This is a genomic window from Nonomuraea sp. NPDC049378, from assembly GCF_055586745.1.
Map to the genome: position 1 here is coordinate 53,982 of NZ_JBVJHP010000025.1, position 18,653 is coordinate 72,634.

Consider the following 18,653-nt stretch of genomic DNA (forward strand, 5'->3'; position numbering starts at 1 on the left):
GAGAAGGGGGAGAAAGAAAAGCCCAAAAAAAACCCCAAAAAAAGAGAGCCCACCCCCCCCCCCCCCCCCCCCCCCCCCCCCCCCCCCCCCCCCCCCCCCCCCCCCCCCCCCCCGCTTCCGTTGTGCCGGGGCCCGTCTCCGGCCGCCCATCCCTCGCATTCGGACATTCAGATGCGATGTCCAGGTGAGCCCAGTATGTTCCCGCGGGAACGGCGCATGACCCGCTCAACGGGCCTGAGGCCGCCGGCGATCGGCGAAGGGAAACACATGCAGATCCGTAGAACGCTCGGACTGGTCATGGCCGGCGCGACGCTTGCCTCCACCTGGCTGGTGGCCGGGGCCACATCGGCCAGCGCGGCCGGCCCGTGCGGCGCCGGCTACGCCAGGGTCGGCGTCTACGCCATCAACGGAGACGTCAAGAGGCACGGCACGATCGAGGTCTACTACAACGCCGGCAACGGCAAGAACTGCGCTCTCACCTACGGGTACGGGAGCTTCGCCAACGCGGAGAACTACAAGACAGCGAAGATCAGGCCCTCCGGCGGTTCCACCGACAACGACCACGGATGGTTCAAGTACTACGCCGGACCGGTGTACGCCAAGGCTCCGAGCAAGTGCATCGACGTTTACGGCGCGGTCGGCGGTGCGGGTCGCTGGCTGCGGGGCGTCCACTGCGGCTGACGCACATGGTGAACCGTCCGTGGTGGGGGTGGTTCGGCGTCGGTCTGGCGACCACCGGAGCGGTTACAGCGGTTTCGGCGTACGTGGCCTGGTGGTCGCCGCCTGACTGGCCATCGTTACCCGCCTCGTCCCCGGAGCCGCCCGGCCTCAGTATGGCGGCGCTCGTGCTGGGGATTCTGCTGGTCTGGTGGCTGGTCACCATCGTCAGGACGGTCCGCGGCACAGGCCGGCGCGACTCGTACGGCGGGCCGCAGGCCGACGAATGGCGTGTATCAACGCTGACCTGCGCCGCAGGACTTGTGGTAGCCGCCGTATTTCAGTGGATTGCGTTGAAGGGCGCCTTCGCGCTGGGTGAGCCGGGGGCGTCCGAGGCCGCCTTCACCACGGGCCTGACGGCGACGGCGGCAGGGTTCGCCGTGACAGCGCTCGCGTTCAGACCGGCGAAAAGAGGGCTCACCGGGGTGCTGGGCGGATCGGCCGTCGCGGTGGTGACAAGCGCAATCGTCCTGATCGCCGTCGTGGTGCTGCCCGTTGACGCCGGCACCACGACGAAAGCCGCCCCGCAGGCGGCGGTGCCGGCTTCGGTGGGAAAGATCGCATGGCGGTGGCAGACCCCGGACGGCGCGCCCCCATATGACGTCGCCGTCGCGGGTGCCGGCCTGGTGGTGTGGGTGAGAAACGGCGTCGTGGCGCTGGACAGCGTCACCGGCCGGGAACGCTGGCACTACCGCCGGCCGGGAAGCTTCGCGAAAGGTTTCCGGGCGTCACCTGACGGGAGCACCGTTGCGATCCGCTTCACCCGGCGGACGGTGCTTCTGGACGCGTACACAGGGGTGGTCCTCTCCGAGCACTCGAAGGGGTGGGGAGATGAAGACCCGTGGCTGAACTCCACTGGTGTGGTCACCTCCAGCCGTGGACAGCCGCTCGCAACTCTGTGGCCCGGAACGCTCACCGGCTGGCAGCCGACCGCCTCTGAGCCCGCCTGGCACTACGCCCCGCCGCGAGATTGCTTGACCGGCAAGGACCGGGACGAGCACCAATTCCGGACGATGGCCCGGGACGTGTTCGCCCAGATCATCATCTGCGCTCCGCGGATCAAGCAGAAAACATATGACCTTGACTGGTGGTACGGGTCGAGCGCGTTCACCATCGCCGTACTCGGGCTGGATCCCGCTACCGGCGCCGAGGTGTGGCGGCATGAGCGGAAGGTGTCGGCCAGTCCGGAGAGCGTCGAGATCCGCCGATCTGGAGACGCCGAGGCCCTGTCGGTGGTCTGGGGCGAGCGCGAGGGCGTGGTGCTGGAGCAGGCGTCGGGAAAGGTCCTCGCCCGGCAGCGGGTGACCGGCTCGTTCAGTACAGAGGGCTTCCTCGACGTCGTGAACGGTAAGAACTACGACAAGAAGTGGACCTACCGCTGGAAGCCGTTCGGCGCGGGTGGAGCGAAGCGAGTGTCGTTCTCCCTTGGGGGGCTCCATCGATCGCGCACCGGAGATCTTGAGACCAGGCAACTACCGCTGGCCGACTCGCTGGCCGTGGCGTACCCGTCCTGGGAGAGCCGCACGAAGATGACCGTAACCGTGCTGGTCACCCCGTGGGACACGGCCGACACGGTGCGGGTCCCCATCGGCCTTCCCTGGGCGGGGCCGACAGGTTCCCTCCAGCCATACTCCCTGCGACTGCTGCGCGCGCCCGGCGCGTTGGTCGTCGCCCAGATGGCGAGCCCGGTCGTCACCGGCCTGGTTTGAGGGCCAAGGGGCCACACACGCCGTGCCGGGCCGAGGGCTGCGGCCCGGCGCCGGGCCGCAGCCGTCGTCAGCGGAGCGACCTGGTTACTCGGCCTTCTCGCACGAGATCCTGATGGTCTTGGCCACGCCCTTGGGTGCGTCGGCGTGGTCCCTGATCAACACTCCCTCTGCAGGCAGGGCGGGCGCCGCCACCGCGTAACCGTCCTCGACCCGCGTGTGCCGTTCCGCCTCGTCCTCGGGGCGCGGCAGGGCCTTCACCTCCGCGGCCGGGTCACCGTCCCGGAGCACCACCGTCTCCCCGGGCTCGGCCTTCCTGATCTCGCCGTCGGGGCGGGTCGCCTTGAATCCCTTCGCGGGCAGGGCCTTGGCCAGCTCGATGGTCTTGCCGTCGCTCGTCTTGCAGATCACCTTCGCGCCGGCGGTGGGGCGGGCGGGCTCGTCGGCCAGGGCCGAGCCGGCCAGCCCGGTCACGGCCAGGGTGGCAACCGCGGCGAGGACCGCGAGACGTCGCTTGAACATGGTTCTCCTCACTCGATGTCGATCGAACGCCCCCGATCGTGCTCGCGCGTACCTGAAGCGACCCTGAAGAGACCCGAAACGATCTTCAGGTTGGCTTTAGGTGCGCTGCGGCACTCTTGTGCGTGTGCGAGTGCTACTGGTGGAGGACGAGGAGCGACTGGCCGACCTGGTGAAGGGCGGCCTGGCCGGTGAGGGCTTCGCGGTGGACGTGGCGCACGACGGGCGCGACGGGCTCTGGATGGCCACCGAGAACACGTACGACGTGATCGTGCTCGACGTGATGTTGCCGAGAATGAACGGCTACGCCGTCTGCTCCAAGCTGCGCGAGGCGGGCGACTGGACGCCGATCATGATGCTCACCGCCAAGGACGGCATCTACGACGAGGCCGAGGCGCTCGACAACGGCGCCGACGACTACCTGGCCAAGCCGTTCTCCTACGTGGTGCTGCTGGCCAGGCTGCGCGCGCTGGTACGGCGGGGCGGGCGGGAGCGGCCCGTGTCGATCAGCGTGGGCGACCTGGTGATCGACCCCGCCGGGCTGCGCTGCCACCGGGGTGAGGCGGAGATCGCGCTGACGCCGAAGGAGTTCGCGGTGCTGCACGCGCTGGCGCGGCGGGCCGGCGAGGTGGTGTCCAAGAGCGAGCTGCTGGCCCAGGCGTGGGACTTCTCCTACGACGGCGACCCGAACATCGTCGAGGTCTACATCAGCGCCCTGCGCCGCAAGATCGACGGGCCGTTCGGCCGGACGACGCTCGTGACGGTACGCGGGGCCGGCTACCGGTTGGAGGCGGCGTGAAACGGCCGATGCTTTCCTTCCCGGGGCTGTCGTCCTCGACGTCCTCAGAGTGGCCGGCCTCGGGGTTGTCGTCCGTACGGCTGCGGGCGACCGCTGCGGCGACGCTCGTGGTGGCGCTCGCGCTCGGCGTCGTCGCCCTGGGACTGGTCGCGGTGCTGCGGGGCAGCCTGGAACGCAGCGCCGACGCCGCGGCGGTCAGGAAGGCCGTGGAGGCGGTGCCGTACGCGCAGACCTTGTCGGTCGTACCCGCTCAAAAGGTGACACCGCCGGCCACCGCGTTCCACCCCGTGCAGGAAGCCACCGGGCCGACCACCGGGCCGACCACCGGCCCTCCCACCGAGCCTCCCGCGGACTCACCCGCCGGGCCGTCCTACCCCGCGCGGAAGGCGGAGCCGAGCGGCGAGCGGCCGGTGGGCGCGGAGAGCACGAGCGAGCTGATCTACGCGAACGACGGCGCGGTGGTCAGGGTCGCCGACCCCGACGTCATGCTGACCAAGGTGAAACCCGCGCCCGCCGCGACCGTCGAGTGGGCCGAGGCGGGCCAGTACGCCATCGCCGGTGTCAAGGTGAGCACGGAGGCCGGCCCCGCGATGGTGTGGTCAAGGGTCTCCCTGGCGAGCGCCGAGGAAGCCCTGAACACGCTGTACGGCGCCCTGCTGCCCGGCATGCCCGCCGTGCTGGCCGTGGTGGCCGGGATGACGTGGTTCTCGGTGGGCCGCGCGCTGGCGCCCGTGGCCGCGATCAGGGCGAAGGTGTCCGACATCACGGCCCGCGACCTGCACCAGCGGGTGCCCGTACCTGATTCCAAGGACGAGATCGCCGCGCTGGCCACCACCGTCAACGCGACGCTCGACCGGCTGGAGACGGCGGTCGGCACCCACAAGAGGTTCGTCGCCGACGCGGCCCACGAGCTGCGCAGCCCGATCGCCACCCTGCGCGCCCGGCTGGAGCTGGCCGAGCGGAGCGAGCTCACCCAGGAGGCGCTGGCCGACGTCGAACGCCTGCAGTCCCTGGCCGCCGACCTGCTCATGCTGGCCAAGCTGGACGCCGGTGAGCCGCCGCGCACGACGGAGCTGGACCTGGGGCAGGTGGCGGCCGAGGAGTCGCTGCGGGTCAGGCGGCGGCCCGACGTGCGGGTGGAGCTCGACGTCGAGCCCGACGTGGTGATGAAGGGCTCGCGTGCGCATCTCGACCGCCTGGTGACCAACCTGGTCGACAACGCGGTCCGGCACGCCGCCTCCACCGTGCGGGTGGGGGTGCGCGCCGAAGGTGATCAGGCGGTGCTCGAAGTGGCCGACGACGGGCCCGGGATCCCGCCGGAGCACAGGGAGGCGGTCTTCGACCGGTTCACCCGGCTGGACGAGGCCCGCGCCCGTGACGCGGGCGGGGCCGGGCTCGGGCTGTCGATCGCCCGCGACATCGCCGCCCTGCACGGCGGGACTCTGGTGTACGAAGACGCCGGATTTATCGCGAGATTTCCCTTGACCCCGGCCCAGGCCGCGAACGCGGGTCAGGACACGGAGCGAACATAGACGGTGCAGCGGCGCGTGACGGCGAAGCCCGACCCGGTGTAGACGCGGACCGCTCCCGTGGGGTTGTGGGCGTCGACGCCGAGCCCGGTGCTGGTGTAGCCCTGGGCGGCGAAGGCGGACAGGGCGTGGGCGATCAGCGCGCTCGCCACGCCCTTGCCGCGCCACTCCTTCAGCGTGCCGACGATCTGGATCCAGGCCTGGCGCTCACCGGTCAGGGCGAACTTGTGGTCGAAGAAGTGGGTGACCAGCACGCCCACCGGCTGGTCGCCGGCCATGGCGACGAACGTGGCCTCGGGGACGAAGTTGCGGGAGCCGGTCAGGCTGTGGCGCCAGCTCTCGGGGGTGTGCGGCACGCTGCCCCAGTGATCGCGGAACGCCTCGTTGCGCACGTGGCGGGCGCCGTCGTCGAGCTCGGGCGACCAGGCGGCGATCGACACGCCCTCGGGCGGGCGCGCCGAGGGCAGGTCGCCGGTCACGGACCGCTCCATGCGGGCGAAGAAGCGCGCGGCGGTGAACCCGGCGCCCTCCGCGAGCACCCGCGTGCCGGGCCGGTCGTCGAAGACGTCGAACGAGATCTCCACCGGCACACCGGGATGAACCATCGCGCCCACCTCGGGCGCCGCCCGCAGGCTCCAGTCGATGACCCGCCGGCCCAGCCCTCGCCTGCGGCAGGCCGGGTGCACGCCGCCCCACAGCTGCATCAGGTGCACGTCGCCGGCGGACTGCCGGGCCGGGAGGCAGCCGAAGGCGACGATCCGGTCGCCGTCTCTGGCCGCCAGCGTGCCCTCGGCCATGTCGAGCAGGCGGGAGGAGAGCCGCTCCGCCACGTCGTCGGCGCTGTAGACGGCGCCGGTCATGTCCTCGGCCTCGATGGCGGCCCAGAGCTCGGCCAAGGGCCGGGCGTCCTCCCGTGTCAGCGGTCCCCACTCCATGCCGGGAAGCCTAGGTGAGCCGCGTCGGGCACCCCAACTTCTCCCCGATGCGGGCCAGGCCCTCGGCGAACGCCTGGCGCGTCCGCCGGTCGAACCCGATGAAGAGCCGGTTGGCCAGCGGCACGCCCCACCGCAGCCACTCGGCCACGTTGTAGACGCGGTGGACGACGCGGGCGCCCTCGGGGTGGGAGGTGACCGACCATTCGCCGCGGTACCACCAGCCGCCCTGGTAGGCGACGGTGTGCTCGCCCGGCTCGGTTCTCACCGCGCCGCCGGGCCCCTGGCCGAGCAGGGCCTGCCACACCTGCTCGACGGGGGCCGAGACCACGCCGGCGACCTCGGTGACCAGCTTCCTCACGGCCGCTGCACCCGGGTGTTCTGGAACGAGGCGAAGCGCCAGCCCTCAGGGGTGCGCAGGGCGGTGAGGGTGATGATGGAGGCGCGGCTCGGGTCGGGCTCGCCGTCCACGGTGGAGCCGCCGCCCGAGATCACCAGGGCGACGTCGTCGGACAGCGCCTTGACCAGCGGCGCCTCGTCGGCGGGTCCGAGCTTGATCGGGGTCTCGAACAGTTTCCTGTGCGTGTCCTCGATGGCCTGCCTGCCGCGCAGGTGCAGGCCGAAGAACGTGATGTACTCGGCGTCCCGCGTGAACAACTCGGCGTACGCCGTGGCGTCCCCGGCGTTCCAGGTCTCCGTCATGCGGGCCAGCAGGTGGGTGACTTCTGCGGACATGGCACTGCTCCTTCTGTCGCGGCGCCTATCCTGTGAATGCGAGTTCGGGCAGGGCAGGCGCCTTGTTCGGGTCTACGGCCGCCGGGGTGTTGGCGCACTCCGGCGGCCTTTCACATCTCGATCGTGGGGGACCAGTCGAGCTCCCCCTTGCCGAGGCGGTCGAGCAGCCCGGTGATCCAGCCGAGCTCGGCGGTGTAGAGCGCCTGCTCGTACTCGATCTCGAGCATGAGGACGCGCGGCAGGCCGCCGGCGTCGAGCGCGCGCATGTGGGCGTCCAGCCCGGCCAGGACGCCCTCGATCGCGGCCCCGCGGGTGCGCAGCGCGCGCTGCGCGTCCGCCAGCGGGAGGCACCCCATGAGAGAGACGGCCGCGACGAACGTGAGCCGGTTGGGGTCGGGCGTCTCCAGCAGCCGGCGCAGCCGGGTGGCCAGCTCCTCACGGCCCTCGTCGGTGATCTCGTAGACCGTGCGCTCCGGCCTGCGGCCCTCGCGGCCGGTGCCGGCGGGCACGATCAGCTCGTCCTTCGCCAGCCGCTCCACGGCGTGGTAGAGGCTGCGTGGCAGGCCGGTGATGAAGTCCTTGTGCGTGTCGACGATGAACCGGTGCAGCTCGTACGGATGAGCGGCGCGCACCGTGAGCATGGCCAGCACGGTGAGGCCCACCAGGTCGTGCCGTCGCGCCATCCCGCCTCCTTCCATATTGCATTTTGCAATATAGCGCGTCGATGGCGGTCATGTCGACCACCGGCCACTCAGGCCGCGTCGAGCTGCATGAAGGCGCGGTCGATCGCCTGCCTGGACACGTCCTCGGGAAAGGGGAAGAGCTTGATCAGGTCACGCAGACCCTCCACATGAGCCCGTTCGGCCAGCTCGGCAACCAGGGACAGCTCCTCGCGCTGCGCCAGCGCGTACGCCCGGTCCACCACCGCGCCGTGCCCCGGCACGACCACCGGCTCGGGCATCTCCTCCAGCATCTTCCCCACGGTCACCGGCCAGTCGAGCGGGTAGGAGTCGCTGAACGCCGGAGGCGCGCCCTCCTCCACCAGGTCGCCGGCGAACACCACCCCCGCGTCGGGAACATGCACGACGACGTCGTTGCTGCTGTGCCCGAGCCCGAAATGCCGCAGATGCACCATGCGACCGCCGATGTCGAGGCCGGCCGCGGCGCTGAACGTCTGGTCCGGGGGCACGATGCTGAGCTCCTCCAGCTCGTCGCGCAGCTCCGGCGAGTTCTTGATGACAGCGGCCCGCTGCCGCTCGCCGTACAGCTCCAGCTCCTCCGCGCACCGGACGTGGCCCCAGATCTCGGCGGGGCGGAAGAGGGCGTTGCCGAAGCAGTGGTCGAAGTGGGAATGGCTGTTGACGACCGTCCACGGAGCGGAGGTGATCGTCCTGACCGCCGCGATCAGGTCCGCCGCCTCCCGGTACGACGTGCGCGTGTCGAGCACCATGCAGTGCCCGTCGCCCACGACCAGACCCACGTTCATGTCGTACGACCGGTGGCGCCGGACGTAGACCCGGTCACCGATCTCCTGCCACTGCTCACTCATGCCCACGAACCCTACTTTTAGCATTGGACTCATGGCATATGACTTCCAAGTCGTCATCGACACGGGCGACCCCCATCCACTCGCCGACTGGTGGGCCGACGCGCTCGGCTGGCAGGTGGAGCCCTCGAACGAGGCGTTCATCCGCGCCATGATCGAGAAGGGGCACGCCACCGACGACGACACCACCACGCACAACGGCGCGCTGGTGTGGAAGGCGGGCGCGGCCATCAGGCACCCCGACGGGCTCGAACGCGCACCTCGCGTGCTGTTCCAGCTCGTGACCGAGCCCAAGACGGCCAAGAACCGCGTGCACCTCGACGTACGCGTGGGCGCCGACAACATCGAGCCCGTGGTCGAGCGGCTGACCGCGAAGGGGGCGAAGGTGCTGCACCGCGGCCGCCAGGGGCCCAACTGGTGGATCACCATCGCCGACCCCGAGGGCAACGAGCTCTGCATCACCTGACCCGCACGTACGCGGGCTCCCGCACCGTCCGGTCAGCCCCGCAGGTACGCCAGCACCGCCAGCACCCTGCGGTGCCCGTCTGCGGCGGGCGGCAGGTCGAGCTTGGCGAAGATGTTGGCGATGTGCTTGGCCACGGCCGCGTCGGTGACGACCAGCTCCTTCGCGATGGAGGCGTTGGAGCGCCCTTCGGCGATCAGGCCGAGCACCTCCTGCTCGCGCGGGGTGAGCCTGCCCAGCGGGTCGCGCCGCCGTCGCAGCAGCTGCCGCACCACCTCGGGGTCGACGACCGTGCCGCCCGCGGCCACCCGGTCGAGCGCGTCGACGAACTCGCGTACGTCGCCGATGCGGTCCTTCAACAGGTAACCGACGCCCGCGCCGCCGCCGGACTCGAGCAGCTCGGCGGCGTACGTCTGCTCGACGTACTGGCTGAGCACCAGCACGGCGACGTCGGGATGGGAGCCGCGCAGGTGCAGGGCGGCCCGCAGGCCCTCGTCGGAGAAGCCGGGCGGCATGCGCACGTCGGTCACCACGGCGTCGGGGCGGTGCTCGGCGACGGCGGACAGCAGGGCGGGCGCGTCGCCGACCGAGGCGGCCACGGTGTGGCCGAACCGTTCGAGCAGCCCGGCCAGGCCCTCCCTGAGCAGGACGGCGTCCTCGGCGATCACTATGCGCACGGAATCTCCACTCGTACCAGGGTCGGCCCTCCTTCCGGGCTGGACACCGACAGTCTCCCGCCCACGACGGCCAGCCGGTCGGCCAGGCCGCTCAGCCCTGTTCCCCTGGCCGGGTCGGCGCCGCCCACGCCGTCGTCGCGCACCTCGACGACCAGCGTGCCGCGCTCAAGCCGGCCGCTGACGGCGCCCCTGGTGGCCCGGGCGTGCTTGGCGAGGTTCGCCAGGGTCTCGCTGATCACATAGTAGGCGGTGACCTCCACGGCGGTGGGCAGCCGTCCCGGCAGCTGGACGTCGACGTCCACCGGCACCGGCGAGCGTCCCGCGACGTCCTGCGCGGCCGCGCCCAGCCCCCGGTCGGTGAGCACCTGCGAGTGCACGCCCCTGATCAGCTCGCGGAGCTCGGCCAGCGCCTGCTTGGCCTCGTCGTGGGCCAGCCCGATCAGCCGTCCGGTGGGCGAGTCCTCCGGCAGGTCCAGCTTGGCCAGGCCGAGCGTCATCGACAGGGACACCAGCCGCTGCTGAGCGCCGTCGTGCAGGTCCCGCTCGATCCTGCGGCGCTCCATCTCGAACGCGTCCACCAGCCGCGCCCGCGACCTCAGCACCTCGTTCAGCTCGGACCCCTGCGGGGCGAGCACCGCCCGGGCCATGGCCCCTCGCGCGCCGCCCCAGGCGGTGGCCGTGTACGCGGCGACGGGCAGCAGCAGCACGCCGATCACGCCGGCCGCGACCCCGACGGATGTCGCCACGTTCGGCTGCACGGCCGGGGTGAGGATGAGCAGCACGGGACCCACGACGGTGAAGAGCACCATGATCAGGTCGATCCACCACATCGCGAGCAACGTCATGACCGCGAGCCCCAGCTCCCGCCTGCGCCGGTCCGGCGTCGCGGGTACGGGCACGTCGTCGACCAGCCGCAGCCGCCGCGGCTCGAACCAGGCGACGGGCAGTACGGCTCCGACGACGACCGCCGCGCCCACGGCGAAGCCCTGGGGCGACTCGATGAGCGTCGCGGCGATGGCGGCGAGCGCGAAGGCCGCGCCGGGGACGGCGCTGGCCAGCAGGTACGCCACACTCCGCCACGGCCAGGCCGACCTGAGGAAGGGCAGCGGGCGCCGGGTCAACGCCTCCAGCGCGGTCCTGTTCAGCACCCTATGACGGTAACCAGGGCCGGAGGACCGGGCAGTAGTCCAGGGTGTACCTTTCGCGAGGGCCAGGCCTCCTCGCCCTGCCACCCGAGCCGGACGGTCAGGTCGCCTCCGTCCGCCGGCCGAACCGGTCGGCCACCGTGTCGAACGCCTCCACCGCGCGCGCCGTGTCGGCGATCTCCGCGAGCGGCAGGCCGACCTGCGGGTCGTAGCACTCGAGGCCGGACTCGCGCTCGACGGCCCGCGCCATCTCGTAGAGCGCGTCGACGGTCCGCCGCGCGTCCTCGCCGTGCGTCCAGTAGGGGGCGCTCATCTCCCAGCCGCCCTCCCAGTGGTTCACGGAGATGCCGGTGCCCTCATGGTCCATCTCCCAGTTGGGCGGATATTCGATGATCCGCACCTCGCCGAGGATCTCGCGGGCCCGACCGACGACGCGCTCCCAGGCCGCCGGGTCGGGCGATCGCGGCTCCTCCAGCGCCTCCTCCCAGGACTGGCCGGGCGCGCGACGGGCGAAATAGAGGTCGTAGCTCATGCCGGACGAAGGTACTAGCCCTCGGGACCGGCCCTGTACCGGAACTCCAGCCCTTCGAACGCGCCCGACGTGCGCCACCGGTCGATGTAGCCGAAGTACGCCATGGCCCCGTGCGGATAGCCGGCGTTGAGCCAGCTGCGCAGGCCGAGGTCCTGGCCCTCGTTGTTGTAGTAGCCCGGCGTGCAGTCGGGGGAGCCGAGGATCCCGCCGCCGCCCGACAGCAGCAGCTCGATCCAGGCGTCCTCGGCCTCCTTGGTGACCTCGATCTCGCCGTGACCGTGGTCGAGGGCGTGCCGGATGGTGAGCGCGATGGTCCTGCCCGCCTCCGTGAGGTTGTGCGGGATGTTGGAGATGAGGTTCGCGCCCTGCGTCGGCTGGACGAGGAAGACGTTGGGGAAGCCGTGCACGTGGATGCCGTGCAGCGTGCGCATGCCCTCCGCCCAGCGCTCCGACAGCCTGACCCCGTCGCTTCCCGTCACCTCGTAGCCCGCGCGGCGGGTGTAGTCGGTGCCCACCTCGAAGCCGGAGGCGTAGATGACGCAGTCGACTTCGTACTCCCCGCCCGCGGCCACGACCCCCTTCTCGGTGATGCGTTCCACGCCCTTGCCGTCGGTGTCGACGAGGTGGGTGCCGGGGACGTTGAAGGCCTGCAGGTATTCGTCGTGGAAGCAGGGGCGCTTGCAGAGCTGGCGATACCACGCCTTGAGCTTCCGCGCGGTCTCCCTGTCGGTGACGACGGCGTCGACGCGGGCGCGGATCTCCTCCATCTTCTCGAAGTCGGAGTCCTCGAACGCGGCCAGCATGTGCTCCGCCGTACGCCGCCCGGGCGGGAGCGCCTGGATGCGCGAGCGCACGCGGCGGGCCAGATCGGTCCAGCCGTCCATGACCAGGTCCTCGTCGGCCGGCGCGCCGGTCTGGTTGGCGGTGAAGTTCTCCAGCCAGCGCTGCTGCCATCCGGGGGTCGCGACCCGGGCGAACCACTCGGGGTCGGTCGGCCGGTTGTCCCGCACGTCGACCGACGAGGGCGTGCGCTGGAAGACGTACAGCTCCTTGCAGGCTCGCGCGAGGTGCGGCACGCACTGTACGGCCGTCGCGCCGGTGCCGATGACGGCCACCCGCTTGCCGGCCAGCCGGTCCAGGGGCGCGCCCGACGGGTCGCCGCCGGTGTAGGCGTAGTCCCAGCGGCTCGTGTGGAACGCGTGCCCGCGGAACGTCTGGATGCCCGGGATGCCGGGGAGTTTGGGCACGTGCAGCGGGCCGATGCCCATGGTGACGAACCGGGCGGTGAAGCGGTCGCCCCGGTTCGTGCTGATGCGCCAGCGGGAGCGGGCCGCGTCCCATTCGAGGCTCTTGACCTCGGTGTGGAGGAGGGCGTTGTCGTACAGGCCGAAGTGCTTGCCGATGCGGCGGCAGTGTTCGAGGATCTCGGGCGCGTGCGCGTACTTCTCCGTCGGCATGTGCCCGGTCTCCTCGAGCAGCGGCATGTACACGTACGAGGCCGTGTCGCACTGCGCGCCCGGGTAGCGGTTCCAGTACCACGTGCCGCCGAAGTCGCCGCCCTTCTCGACGACGCGCACGTCCTCGACGCCTGCCTCCTTCAGCCGCGCGCCGGTGACGAGCCCGGCGAAGCCGCCGCCGATGACGGCGACCGTCACGTGGTCGTTCTTCGGGGGGCGTTCGGTGACCGGGGTGTAGGGGTCGTCGAGGTAGTGCGCGAAGCGGCCGGTGAGGCGGAGGTACTGGTCGTTGCCGTCCGGACGCAGCCGCTTGTCACGCTCCTCCCGATATTTCAGGCGAAGCGCCTCTTTGTCGATGATCGGGCGGTCGGTCATGCATCCTCCGCGACGAGTGGTCAGGACGCCGGGACACCAATTCCAGAATGACATTCGGGAAAACCCCCGGCAAGGATGGCTGACGGCTTACGCCGGGTCCGACGCGGAGATCAGGAGTCCGAGCTGCCTGACAGTGGTGGGCGACCACCATGGAGACCAGCTCCCGGCCCCCGCTCGGTGACCGGAACACCCACTATTGTGGGGGCCCGGCTCACGAGGAAGCGGATTCATGTTGGCTCATCGCGCACTGGTCATCGCCATGCTGCCCGCGATCGGGCTCCGCGTGCTCACCCTGCTCGGGTTCCCGCCGGCGCTGCTCTTCTACGGCGACTCGTTCGCGTTCCTGAGCGAGGAGCTGGCGCCGGGCACCACGCGGCCGTCCGGATATTCGCTGCTCCTGGCGCTGCTCCGCCCCGCGCACAGCCTGACCCTGGTGACGGTGCTGCAGCACCTGCTGGTGCTGGGGCTCGCCGTGGCGATCTACGCGCTGCTGCGCCGGCGCGGCCTGCCCGGCTGGGGAGCCGCGCTGCTGGTCACGCCGCTGCTGTACGACGAGTTCATGCTGCTCCTCGAGCACATGATCATGGCAGACGCGATCTTCATCGTGCTGGTCACCGCCGCGGTCGTGCTCATCGTCCTGCGCGTCACCCCGGCCACGGCCGCCGTCGGCGGGCTGCTGCTCGGCCTGGCCGGCATCACCAGGACCGTCGGGCTGCCGCTGCTCATCCTGGTCGCCGCCTACCTGCTGATCCGCCGGTACGGCTGGCGCCCGCTGGTGGCGCTGCTGGTCGCCGGCGCCATCCCGCTGGGCGCGTACGCGACGTGGATGAAGGTGGAGAAGGGCAAGTTCGGGCTGACCGAGGCCGACGGCAACTTCCTGTGGTCGCGGACCATGAGCTTCGCCGACTGCGGCGTGATCAAGCCTCCCGAGCGGCTGGCCGTGCTCTGCCCCGACATGCCGGTGGAGCAGCGGCCCTACCCGCCGCACTGGCTCTGGGAGGACTTCTCGCCGCTGCTCAAGGTGCCGGGCAAGGCCAACCGCAACCAGCTCGCCGGCGAGTTCGCCAGGATGGCGATCCTGGCCCAGCCCGGCGACTATCTGGCCGCGGCGGCGACCGACCTCGGGCAGCTGCTGCGCTGGGAGCGCACGGCCGTGGACGAGAAGACCCCCTACAAGCTCCCCGAGTCGGAACGACCGATCAACGAATCGGTGCGCGACGTGGCCGAGTCGTACGAAGCGGGGCCGGCCGCGACCCGGGTGGTGGAACCGGTCGCGGGGTGGCTGCGCGCGTACCAGCGGTTCGGTTACGCGCCCTTCCCGCTGCTCGTGCTGGCCCTCGGCGGGGCCCTGGTCGCGGCGGTGGTGCGGCGGCGGTGGGACGCGCTCCTGCCCGGGGTCGCGGCGCTCGCGCTGGTCGCCTCCCCGCCCTTCCTCGCCGCCTACGACGTCCGATATGTGATCCCGGCGATCCCGCTGGTGTGCCTGGCCGTGGGGCTGACCCTCGGCGCCCGCTCACCCTCGCGCCAGGACCCGGCCGCCGCCGAACCCGAGCCCGCCGGCCACGCCCGGGCCTGAGGGCGCCGCCGGTAACCGCCTCCGGTAACCGTGCCGGGCACGGCCAGGCAGGCCAGAGCCGTGCCGTGCGCTAGTCGATGGGGAGGCTCTTGAAGGCGCCCAGATCCAGCAGGTCGAGGTCGGCCTTCTCGGCCTTCCCTCCCGGCACGTCGGGGAAGATCGCGTGAAGGGTGACGGACTCGTTCGGGTCGATCGCGTTGGCGTGACTCCACCACTGCGTGCACGAGCAGACCTCGCCCTCCATGAGAGGGGAGAGCCGCTCGGTCGTGCCGGACGGCGTCAGGGTGATCTCCTGGAGGTTCCACGCCGGCCTGCCCAGCATGGAAGAGAAGTCGGCGCTCGCGCCGGTGGAGCTGAGATTCGTGAGCGTGCCTTCGAAGCGGATCTCGCCGCCCCACCGGTGGAGCGATCTGATCGTGAGGGAGAGCGGCACCCGCTCCCCTGACGCGTTCGTCATCGACGCGTCGCGTTGCGCGAGGGCGTCCGGATCACGAGGAGGGCGGGTGACCGGCGGCGTGGCGGTGGCGGTCACCCGGTCGTCCGCGGGTGGGCCGGTCCGCGACGTCTGCCACCACACGGCTGCCGTACCCGACGACGCCAGCAGCACGGCGCCGATCGCCGCCGCCGGCCGGCCCCACCACCTGTGCGGCAACCGGTCCCAGCCCCGCAGGGACGGCAGCGGAGAGCCGGGCCGGAACCGGCGCGAGGATGGCGAACCGGACCGGCGAAGGGCCGGCGCCGGGTCCGCGTCCCCGGGCGAGCGGCCGGCGCCTCCGAGCCTCCCGGACAACGGATCCGAGACGCCGGGCACCCCGGACGAAAGGTCCGAGCCACCGGAAAGCCCGGACGACGGATCCTGGTCACCAGGTGACCAGGACGAGAGGTCAGGGCCGTCGAGCAGGCGGGCCGACCAGGAATCGCTCACCAGATGCGTCGCCGTGGCCGCCGTGATCGCCTCGCGCCCGAGCAGGCGGTCGAGGAGCTGCTGGGCCGTCGGCCGCCGCTCCGGCTCCTTGGCCAGCGCCTGCTCCACCAGCGGCCGCAGCCGATCGTCCATGCCGCGCAGGTCGGGTGCGTAGTGAACCACCCTGAACAGCACCTCCGGCGCACCGCCCGTGCCGAACGGCGCCCGCCCGGTGGCCGCGTACGCCACCACCCCGCCCCAGGCGAACACGTCGCCGGCCGCCGTGACCTGCTCGCCGGTGGCCTGCTCCGGCGACATGTACGCGGGCGTGCCCACGATCGACGCGGACCGGGTCGCGTCCGGCTCCACCAGCTGGGCGATGCCGAAGTCGATCACGCGCGGTCCCACGGAGCTGAGCAGGATGTTGGCGGGTTTGAGATCGCGGTGCACGACGCCGGCCTGGTGGATGGCGGTGAGCGCGGTCGCCACGCCCACCGCGAGCGCCTCCAGGTCGGCCCCCGCCATGGGCCCCTTCTTCCTGATCTCGCCGGCCAGGTCGGGGCCCTCGACGTAGTCGGTGACGAGGTAGGGGACGTCGCCGTCGATGCCCGCGTCCAGCACCGGCGCCGTACAGAAGCGTGCCACGCTCCGCGCCGCCTCGATCTCCCTGCTGAACCGGCGCCTGAAGTCGGCGTCGGCGCCCAGGCCGGGGCGGAGCGTCTTGAGCGCGACGAGCTTCGACGCGCGATCGCGGGCGAGGTACACGATGCCCATCCCGCCCTCCCCCAGCGGGCGAACGATGGCGTATGGGCCGATGTGCTGGGGTTCGTGACTCACAGTGGTGATTGTTCCGGGAGTCCTTGGCGACAGGTAGCAGATCGCTTGATTCCGCGAGCCCTCGAACAGGGTGATGATCAAGGTGGCCGGCGCCTTCCACAAAGCTGGGACCGAAATGTCCGATTTATGAAGAAAACGGGAATTGATCGAGACAGCAAATTCGGAGCACCAGGTCTGCTAATTAGACCGTGCCATTCTCTTGATGATCTTGCTCATGACACATGCTCTGACCTGCGAAGACGCCGCGCTTTTCCACCCCGTTATCGAATCGCATTCTAGGCGTGAACGATCTGACACAGCCGCATCACGATCACCATGACGCATGGTCAAATATCCCTCATCCTCTGTTATGGTCCCTTCCTGCCCCAAAATAAGGGACACCCTTTACCCGAGGAGGATCATGCGGAGCGCCCGAAGGATCATCGCCATCAGCACCGCTCTGGCGGCGGCCACCGCTCCCCTGCTGGCTGTTGCGTCCCCTGCAGCCGCGCAGCCCGCGACGACGACCGTCCAGCGGAACTTGCCGCTGGACGACGTGCTTCCCCTCCAGGGCCTCAACCCCCTGGCACAGCTGAAGCGCGTCAAGCAGCTGCTGAAGAGCGGCTACGTGCCGCAGGCGCTGAGCGTGACGAACGCGGCCAACCCCCAGTACGCGTCTCTCTGGGTCAAGGACGTGACCCGCAAGGTCAACGTCCTGCAGGGCCTGACGGCCATCGACCTGCAGAAGCGCATCACCGAGCAGCTGAAGCTGGGCTACGTGCCCACCATCATCAGCGGCACCGGCTCGGGCCCTGGCGCCATTTTCGCGGCGGTCTTCGAGAAGAAGCCCTCCGGCAAGGCCGAGGCCAAGGTCGACCTGACCAAGGGCGCCTTCCAGAAGCTCAACGCCCAGCTCAGCGGCGCCGGCCTCAGCCTCGCCTCGGTCGACGTCTACGGCACCGTCGAGAAGCCGCTCTACGCGGCCGTCTGGGTCGCCGGCGCCGCCACCGGAGCCGTCAAGGTGAGCCTCGGCCAGACCGTGGAGGAGCGCGGCAAGGAGCTCCTGGCGATGGCCAGGCAGGGCCTGCGCCCCGTCCTCATGGCCATCGAGCCCGGCCAGCTCTACACCACCGTGTGGAGCAAGGGCCCCACGACCGGCCTGAAGGAGAACCTGCAGCTGTCCCGCGTGACCTACACCCTGCAGAACACCAAGATGAAGGCCCTGGGCTACACGCCCGTCGTCCTGGACACCGCGGGCAACACCTTCGCGGCGATCTGGAGCAAGGGCTGACGACTCGCTCGTGAAGAGCCGAGGATCCCGGTGAAGCCGCGGCCGCCGTGATCCTCAGTGCGCGCCCGACGCCACCTCGCCGGAGCCCGACCTGCCGACCGCGCGTGACCGGCAGCGTACGGGACGAGCGGGGTGCGGCGCGCCGATCCCCCCGACGCCGCGGCGGCCATCCCCCTCCCCCGGCGATCAGGGACGTCCTTTCCTTGATCGCCGGGTGGGCCGCAGCTCAGCCGGCGGCGGTACGCACCGGCAGCTCGCCGGGCGGGGTGGCCCCCAGTCACCTTTCGGTGGCGCCCAGCGCGCGCATGAGGTGGTCGGCGAGGGCTTCGAGGTAGCCGGGCTCCACGGGCGCCTGGCGGACGTTGAGCCGCCAGTGGATGGGGGCGGCGATCAGGTCGAGAGCGAGTTCGAGGTCCAGGTCGGCGGGGAGTTCGCCGCGGTCGACGGCCCGGCGCAAACCGGCCGCGCCGAGCAGCCGCCTCGGGGTGCCGATGGCGTTCTGGATCGCCTCGGCCAGGTCGGGGTTGCGGGCGGCCTCGGCGGTCAGGTCGGGCAGGATGAGGACGAACCGCGGGTGGGTCAGCCAGTCGCGGATGGCGTGCAGGCCCCCGATCAGATCTCCGCGTAGCGACCCGGTGTCCGGGAACTCCGCCAGCGGCACGCTCATCTCCGACAACACCGCGAGCACCATGTCCTGCTTGCCCGGCCAGCGCCGGTAGAGCGCGCTCTTGCCCACGCCCGCGCGCCGGGCCACCGCCTCCATCGACAACCGCCCGTAGCCGCGCTCGGCCAGCTCGTCCAGCACGGCTTCGGTGATCGCCGTGGTGATCTGCGGCTGGAGAACGGCGGCACCGGTCGGCGGGCGGCGCGTACGTGCGGTCATGCCCCGCAGCATACATGTGGACGGTACGGTACCGTCCCGTCCTATGATGAA

At 71.0% G+C, this 18,653-nt stretch carries 19 protein-coding genes; 7 read left to right on the forward strand and 12 right to left on the reverse strand.

The genetic code is table 11. From position 1 onward, the window contains the following. Positions 1-267: 267 nt before the first annotated feature. Both ACZ6SA_RS40705 and ACZ6SA_RS40710 read left to right on the forward strand, forming a co-directional pair. Positions 268-681 carry a hypothetical protein gene (locus ACZ6SA_RS40705; protein ID WP_347645918.1) on the forward strand — a complete coding sequence of 138 codons (414 nt, stop codon included), beginning with the start codon at positions 268-270 and terminating at the stop codon, positions 679-681. Between the two features lie 164 nt (positions 682-845). Continuing rightward, positions 846-2,426 (forward strand): hypothetical protein, encoded by a 1,581-nt coding sequence (locus ACZ6SA_RS40710; protein WP_465834292.1) that lies wholly within the window; start codon positions 846-848, stop codon positions 2,424-2,426. Between the two features lie 84 nt (positions 2,427-2,510). Here the strand turns inward: ACZ6SA_RS40710 and ACZ6SA_RS40715 are convergent, their stop codons facing one another. Next, a complete protein-coding gene (locus tag ACZ6SA_RS40715) occupies positions 2,511-2,945 on the reverse strand; it encodes a hypothetical protein (protein WP_465834294.1) in 435 nt (144 codons plus the stop codon). A gap of 124 nt (positions 2,946-3,069) precedes the next feature. Between ACZ6SA_RS40715 and ACZ6SA_RS40720 the strand changes: the two genes are divergently transcribed. Further along, a complete protein-coding gene (locus ACZ6SA_RS40720; RefSeq protein ID WP_347645915.1) occupies positions 3,070-3,741 on the forward strand; it encodes a response regulator transcription factor in 672 nt (223 codons plus the stop codon). Beyond that, positions 3,738-5,273 carry a sensor histidine kinase gene (locus tag ACZ6SA_RS40725; protein WP_465834297.1) on the forward strand — a complete coding sequence of 512 codons (1,536 nt, stop codon included), beginning with the start codon at positions 3,738-3,740 and terminating at the stop codon, positions 5,271-5,273. The genes ACZ6SA_RS40720 and ACZ6SA_RS40725 overlap by 4 nt, the downstream gene beginning before the upstream one ends. Here ACZ6SA_RS40725 and ACZ6SA_RS40730 read toward each other — a convergent pair. From ACZ6SA_RS40730 to ACZ6SA_RS40750, 5 genes are all read right to left on the reverse strand, one after another. After that, the gene (locus ACZ6SA_RS40730; protein ID WP_465834299.1) at positions 5,252-6,205 is read right to left on the reverse strand and encodes a GNAT family N-acetyltransferase; all 954 of its coding nucleotides are present in this window, start codon (positions 6,203-6,205) and stop codon (positions 5,252-5,254) included. The genes ACZ6SA_RS40725 and ACZ6SA_RS40730 overlap by 22 nt on opposite strands. A gap of 10 nt (positions 6,206-6,215) precedes the next feature. After that, positions 6,216-6,563, reverse strand: a complete 348-nt coding sequence (locus ACZ6SA_RS40735) for a hypothetical protein (RefSeq protein ID WP_465834301.1) — start codon at positions 6,561-6,563, stop codon at positions 6,216-6,218. Beyond that, entirely contained in the window at positions 6,560-6,937 is a 378-nt protein-coding gene (locus ACZ6SA_RS40740) for an SgcJ/EcaC family oxidoreductase (RefSeq protein ID WP_443154430.1), read from the reverse strand. Before ACZ6SA_RS40740 ends, ACZ6SA_RS40735 begins: the two co-directional genes overlap by 4 nt. A 110-nt stretch (positions 6,938-7,047) precedes the next feature. Further along, on the reverse strand, positions 7,048-7,620 hold the full coding sequence (locus ACZ6SA_RS40745; protein WP_347645910.1) for a PadR family transcriptional regulator: 573 nt from the start codon (positions 7,618-7,620) through the stop codon (positions 7,048-7,050). A 68-nt stretch (positions 7,621-7,688) separates the two neighbouring features. Continuing rightward, complete coding sequence (locus ACZ6SA_RS40750) at positions 7,689-8,486, reverse strand: MBL fold metallo-hydrolase (RefSeq protein ID WP_465834304.1); 798 nt, start codon at positions 8,484-8,486, stop codon at positions 7,689-7,691. A gap of 31 nt (positions 8,487-8,517) precedes the next feature. On the opposite strand from ACZ6SA_RS40750, the gene ACZ6SA_RS40755 reads away from it, so the two are divergent. Further along, positions 8,518-8,949 (forward strand): VOC family protein, encoded by a 432-nt coding sequence (locus tag ACZ6SA_RS40755; RefSeq protein ID WP_465834306.1) that lies wholly within the window; start codon positions 8,518-8,520, stop codon positions 8,947-8,949. A gap of 32 nt (positions 8,950-8,981) precedes the next feature. On the opposite strand, the gene ACZ6SA_RS40760 is transcribed toward ACZ6SA_RS40755, so the two are convergent. The 4 genes from ACZ6SA_RS40760 to ACZ6SA_RS40775 form a co-directional block, all read right to left on the reverse strand. Further along, a complete protein-coding gene (locus ACZ6SA_RS40760; RefSeq protein ID WP_347645907.1) occupies positions 8,982-9,623 on the reverse strand; it encodes a response regulator transcription factor in 642 nt (213 codons plus the stop codon). Next, entirely contained in the window at positions 9,614-10,771 is a 1,158-nt protein-coding gene (locus tag ACZ6SA_RS40765) for a sensor histidine kinase (protein ID WP_465834308.1), read from the reverse strand. The genes ACZ6SA_RS40760 and ACZ6SA_RS40765 overlap by 10 nt, the downstream gene beginning before the upstream one ends. A 97-nt stretch (positions 10,772-10,868) precedes the next feature. Further along, entirely contained in the window at positions 10,869-11,300 is a 432-nt protein-coding gene (locus ACZ6SA_RS40770) for a hypothetical protein (RefSeq protein ID WP_347645905.1), read from the reverse strand. Positions 11,301-11,314: 14 nt separating this feature from the next. After that, positions 11,315-13,132 (reverse strand): flavin-containing monooxygenase, encoded by a 1,818-nt coding sequence (locus tag ACZ6SA_RS40775; RefSeq protein WP_465834311.1) that lies wholly within the window; start codon positions 13,130-13,132, stop codon positions 11,315-11,317. Between the two features lie 229 nt (positions 13,133-13,361). On the opposite strand from ACZ6SA_RS40775, the gene ACZ6SA_RS40780 reads away from it, so the two are divergent. Next, positions 13,362-14,708, forward strand: coding sequence for a hypothetical protein (locus ACZ6SA_RS40780; protein ID WP_465834313.1), 1,347 nt, complete (start codon positions 13,362-13,364; stop codon positions 14,706-14,708). Positions 14,709-14,778: 70 nt separating this feature from the next. On the opposite strand, the gene ACZ6SA_RS40785 is transcribed toward ACZ6SA_RS40780, so the two are convergent. After that, entirely contained in the window at positions 14,779-16,449 is a 1,671-nt protein-coding gene (locus tag ACZ6SA_RS40785) for a serine/threonine-protein kinase (RefSeq protein ID WP_465834315.1), read from the reverse strand. A 400-nt stretch (positions 16,450-16,849) separates the two neighbouring features. On the opposite strand from ACZ6SA_RS40785, the gene ACZ6SA_RS40790 reads away from it, so the two are divergent. After that, on the forward strand, positions 16,850-17,719 hold the full coding sequence (locus ACZ6SA_RS40790) for a hypothetical protein (RefSeq protein ID WP_347645901.1): 870 nt from the start codon (positions 16,850-16,852) through the stop codon (positions 17,717-17,719). 277 nt (positions 17,720-17,996) lie between these two features. Here the strand turns inward: ACZ6SA_RS40790 and ACZ6SA_RS40795 are convergent, their stop codons facing one another. After that, positions 17,997-18,602: a TetR/AcrR family transcriptional regulator gene (locus ACZ6SA_RS40795; protein ID WP_443154438.1), complete on the reverse strand. Its 606-nt coding sequence runs from the start codon at positions 18,600-18,602 to the stop codon at positions 17,997-17,999. Positions 18,603-18,653: the final 51 nt, after the last annotated feature.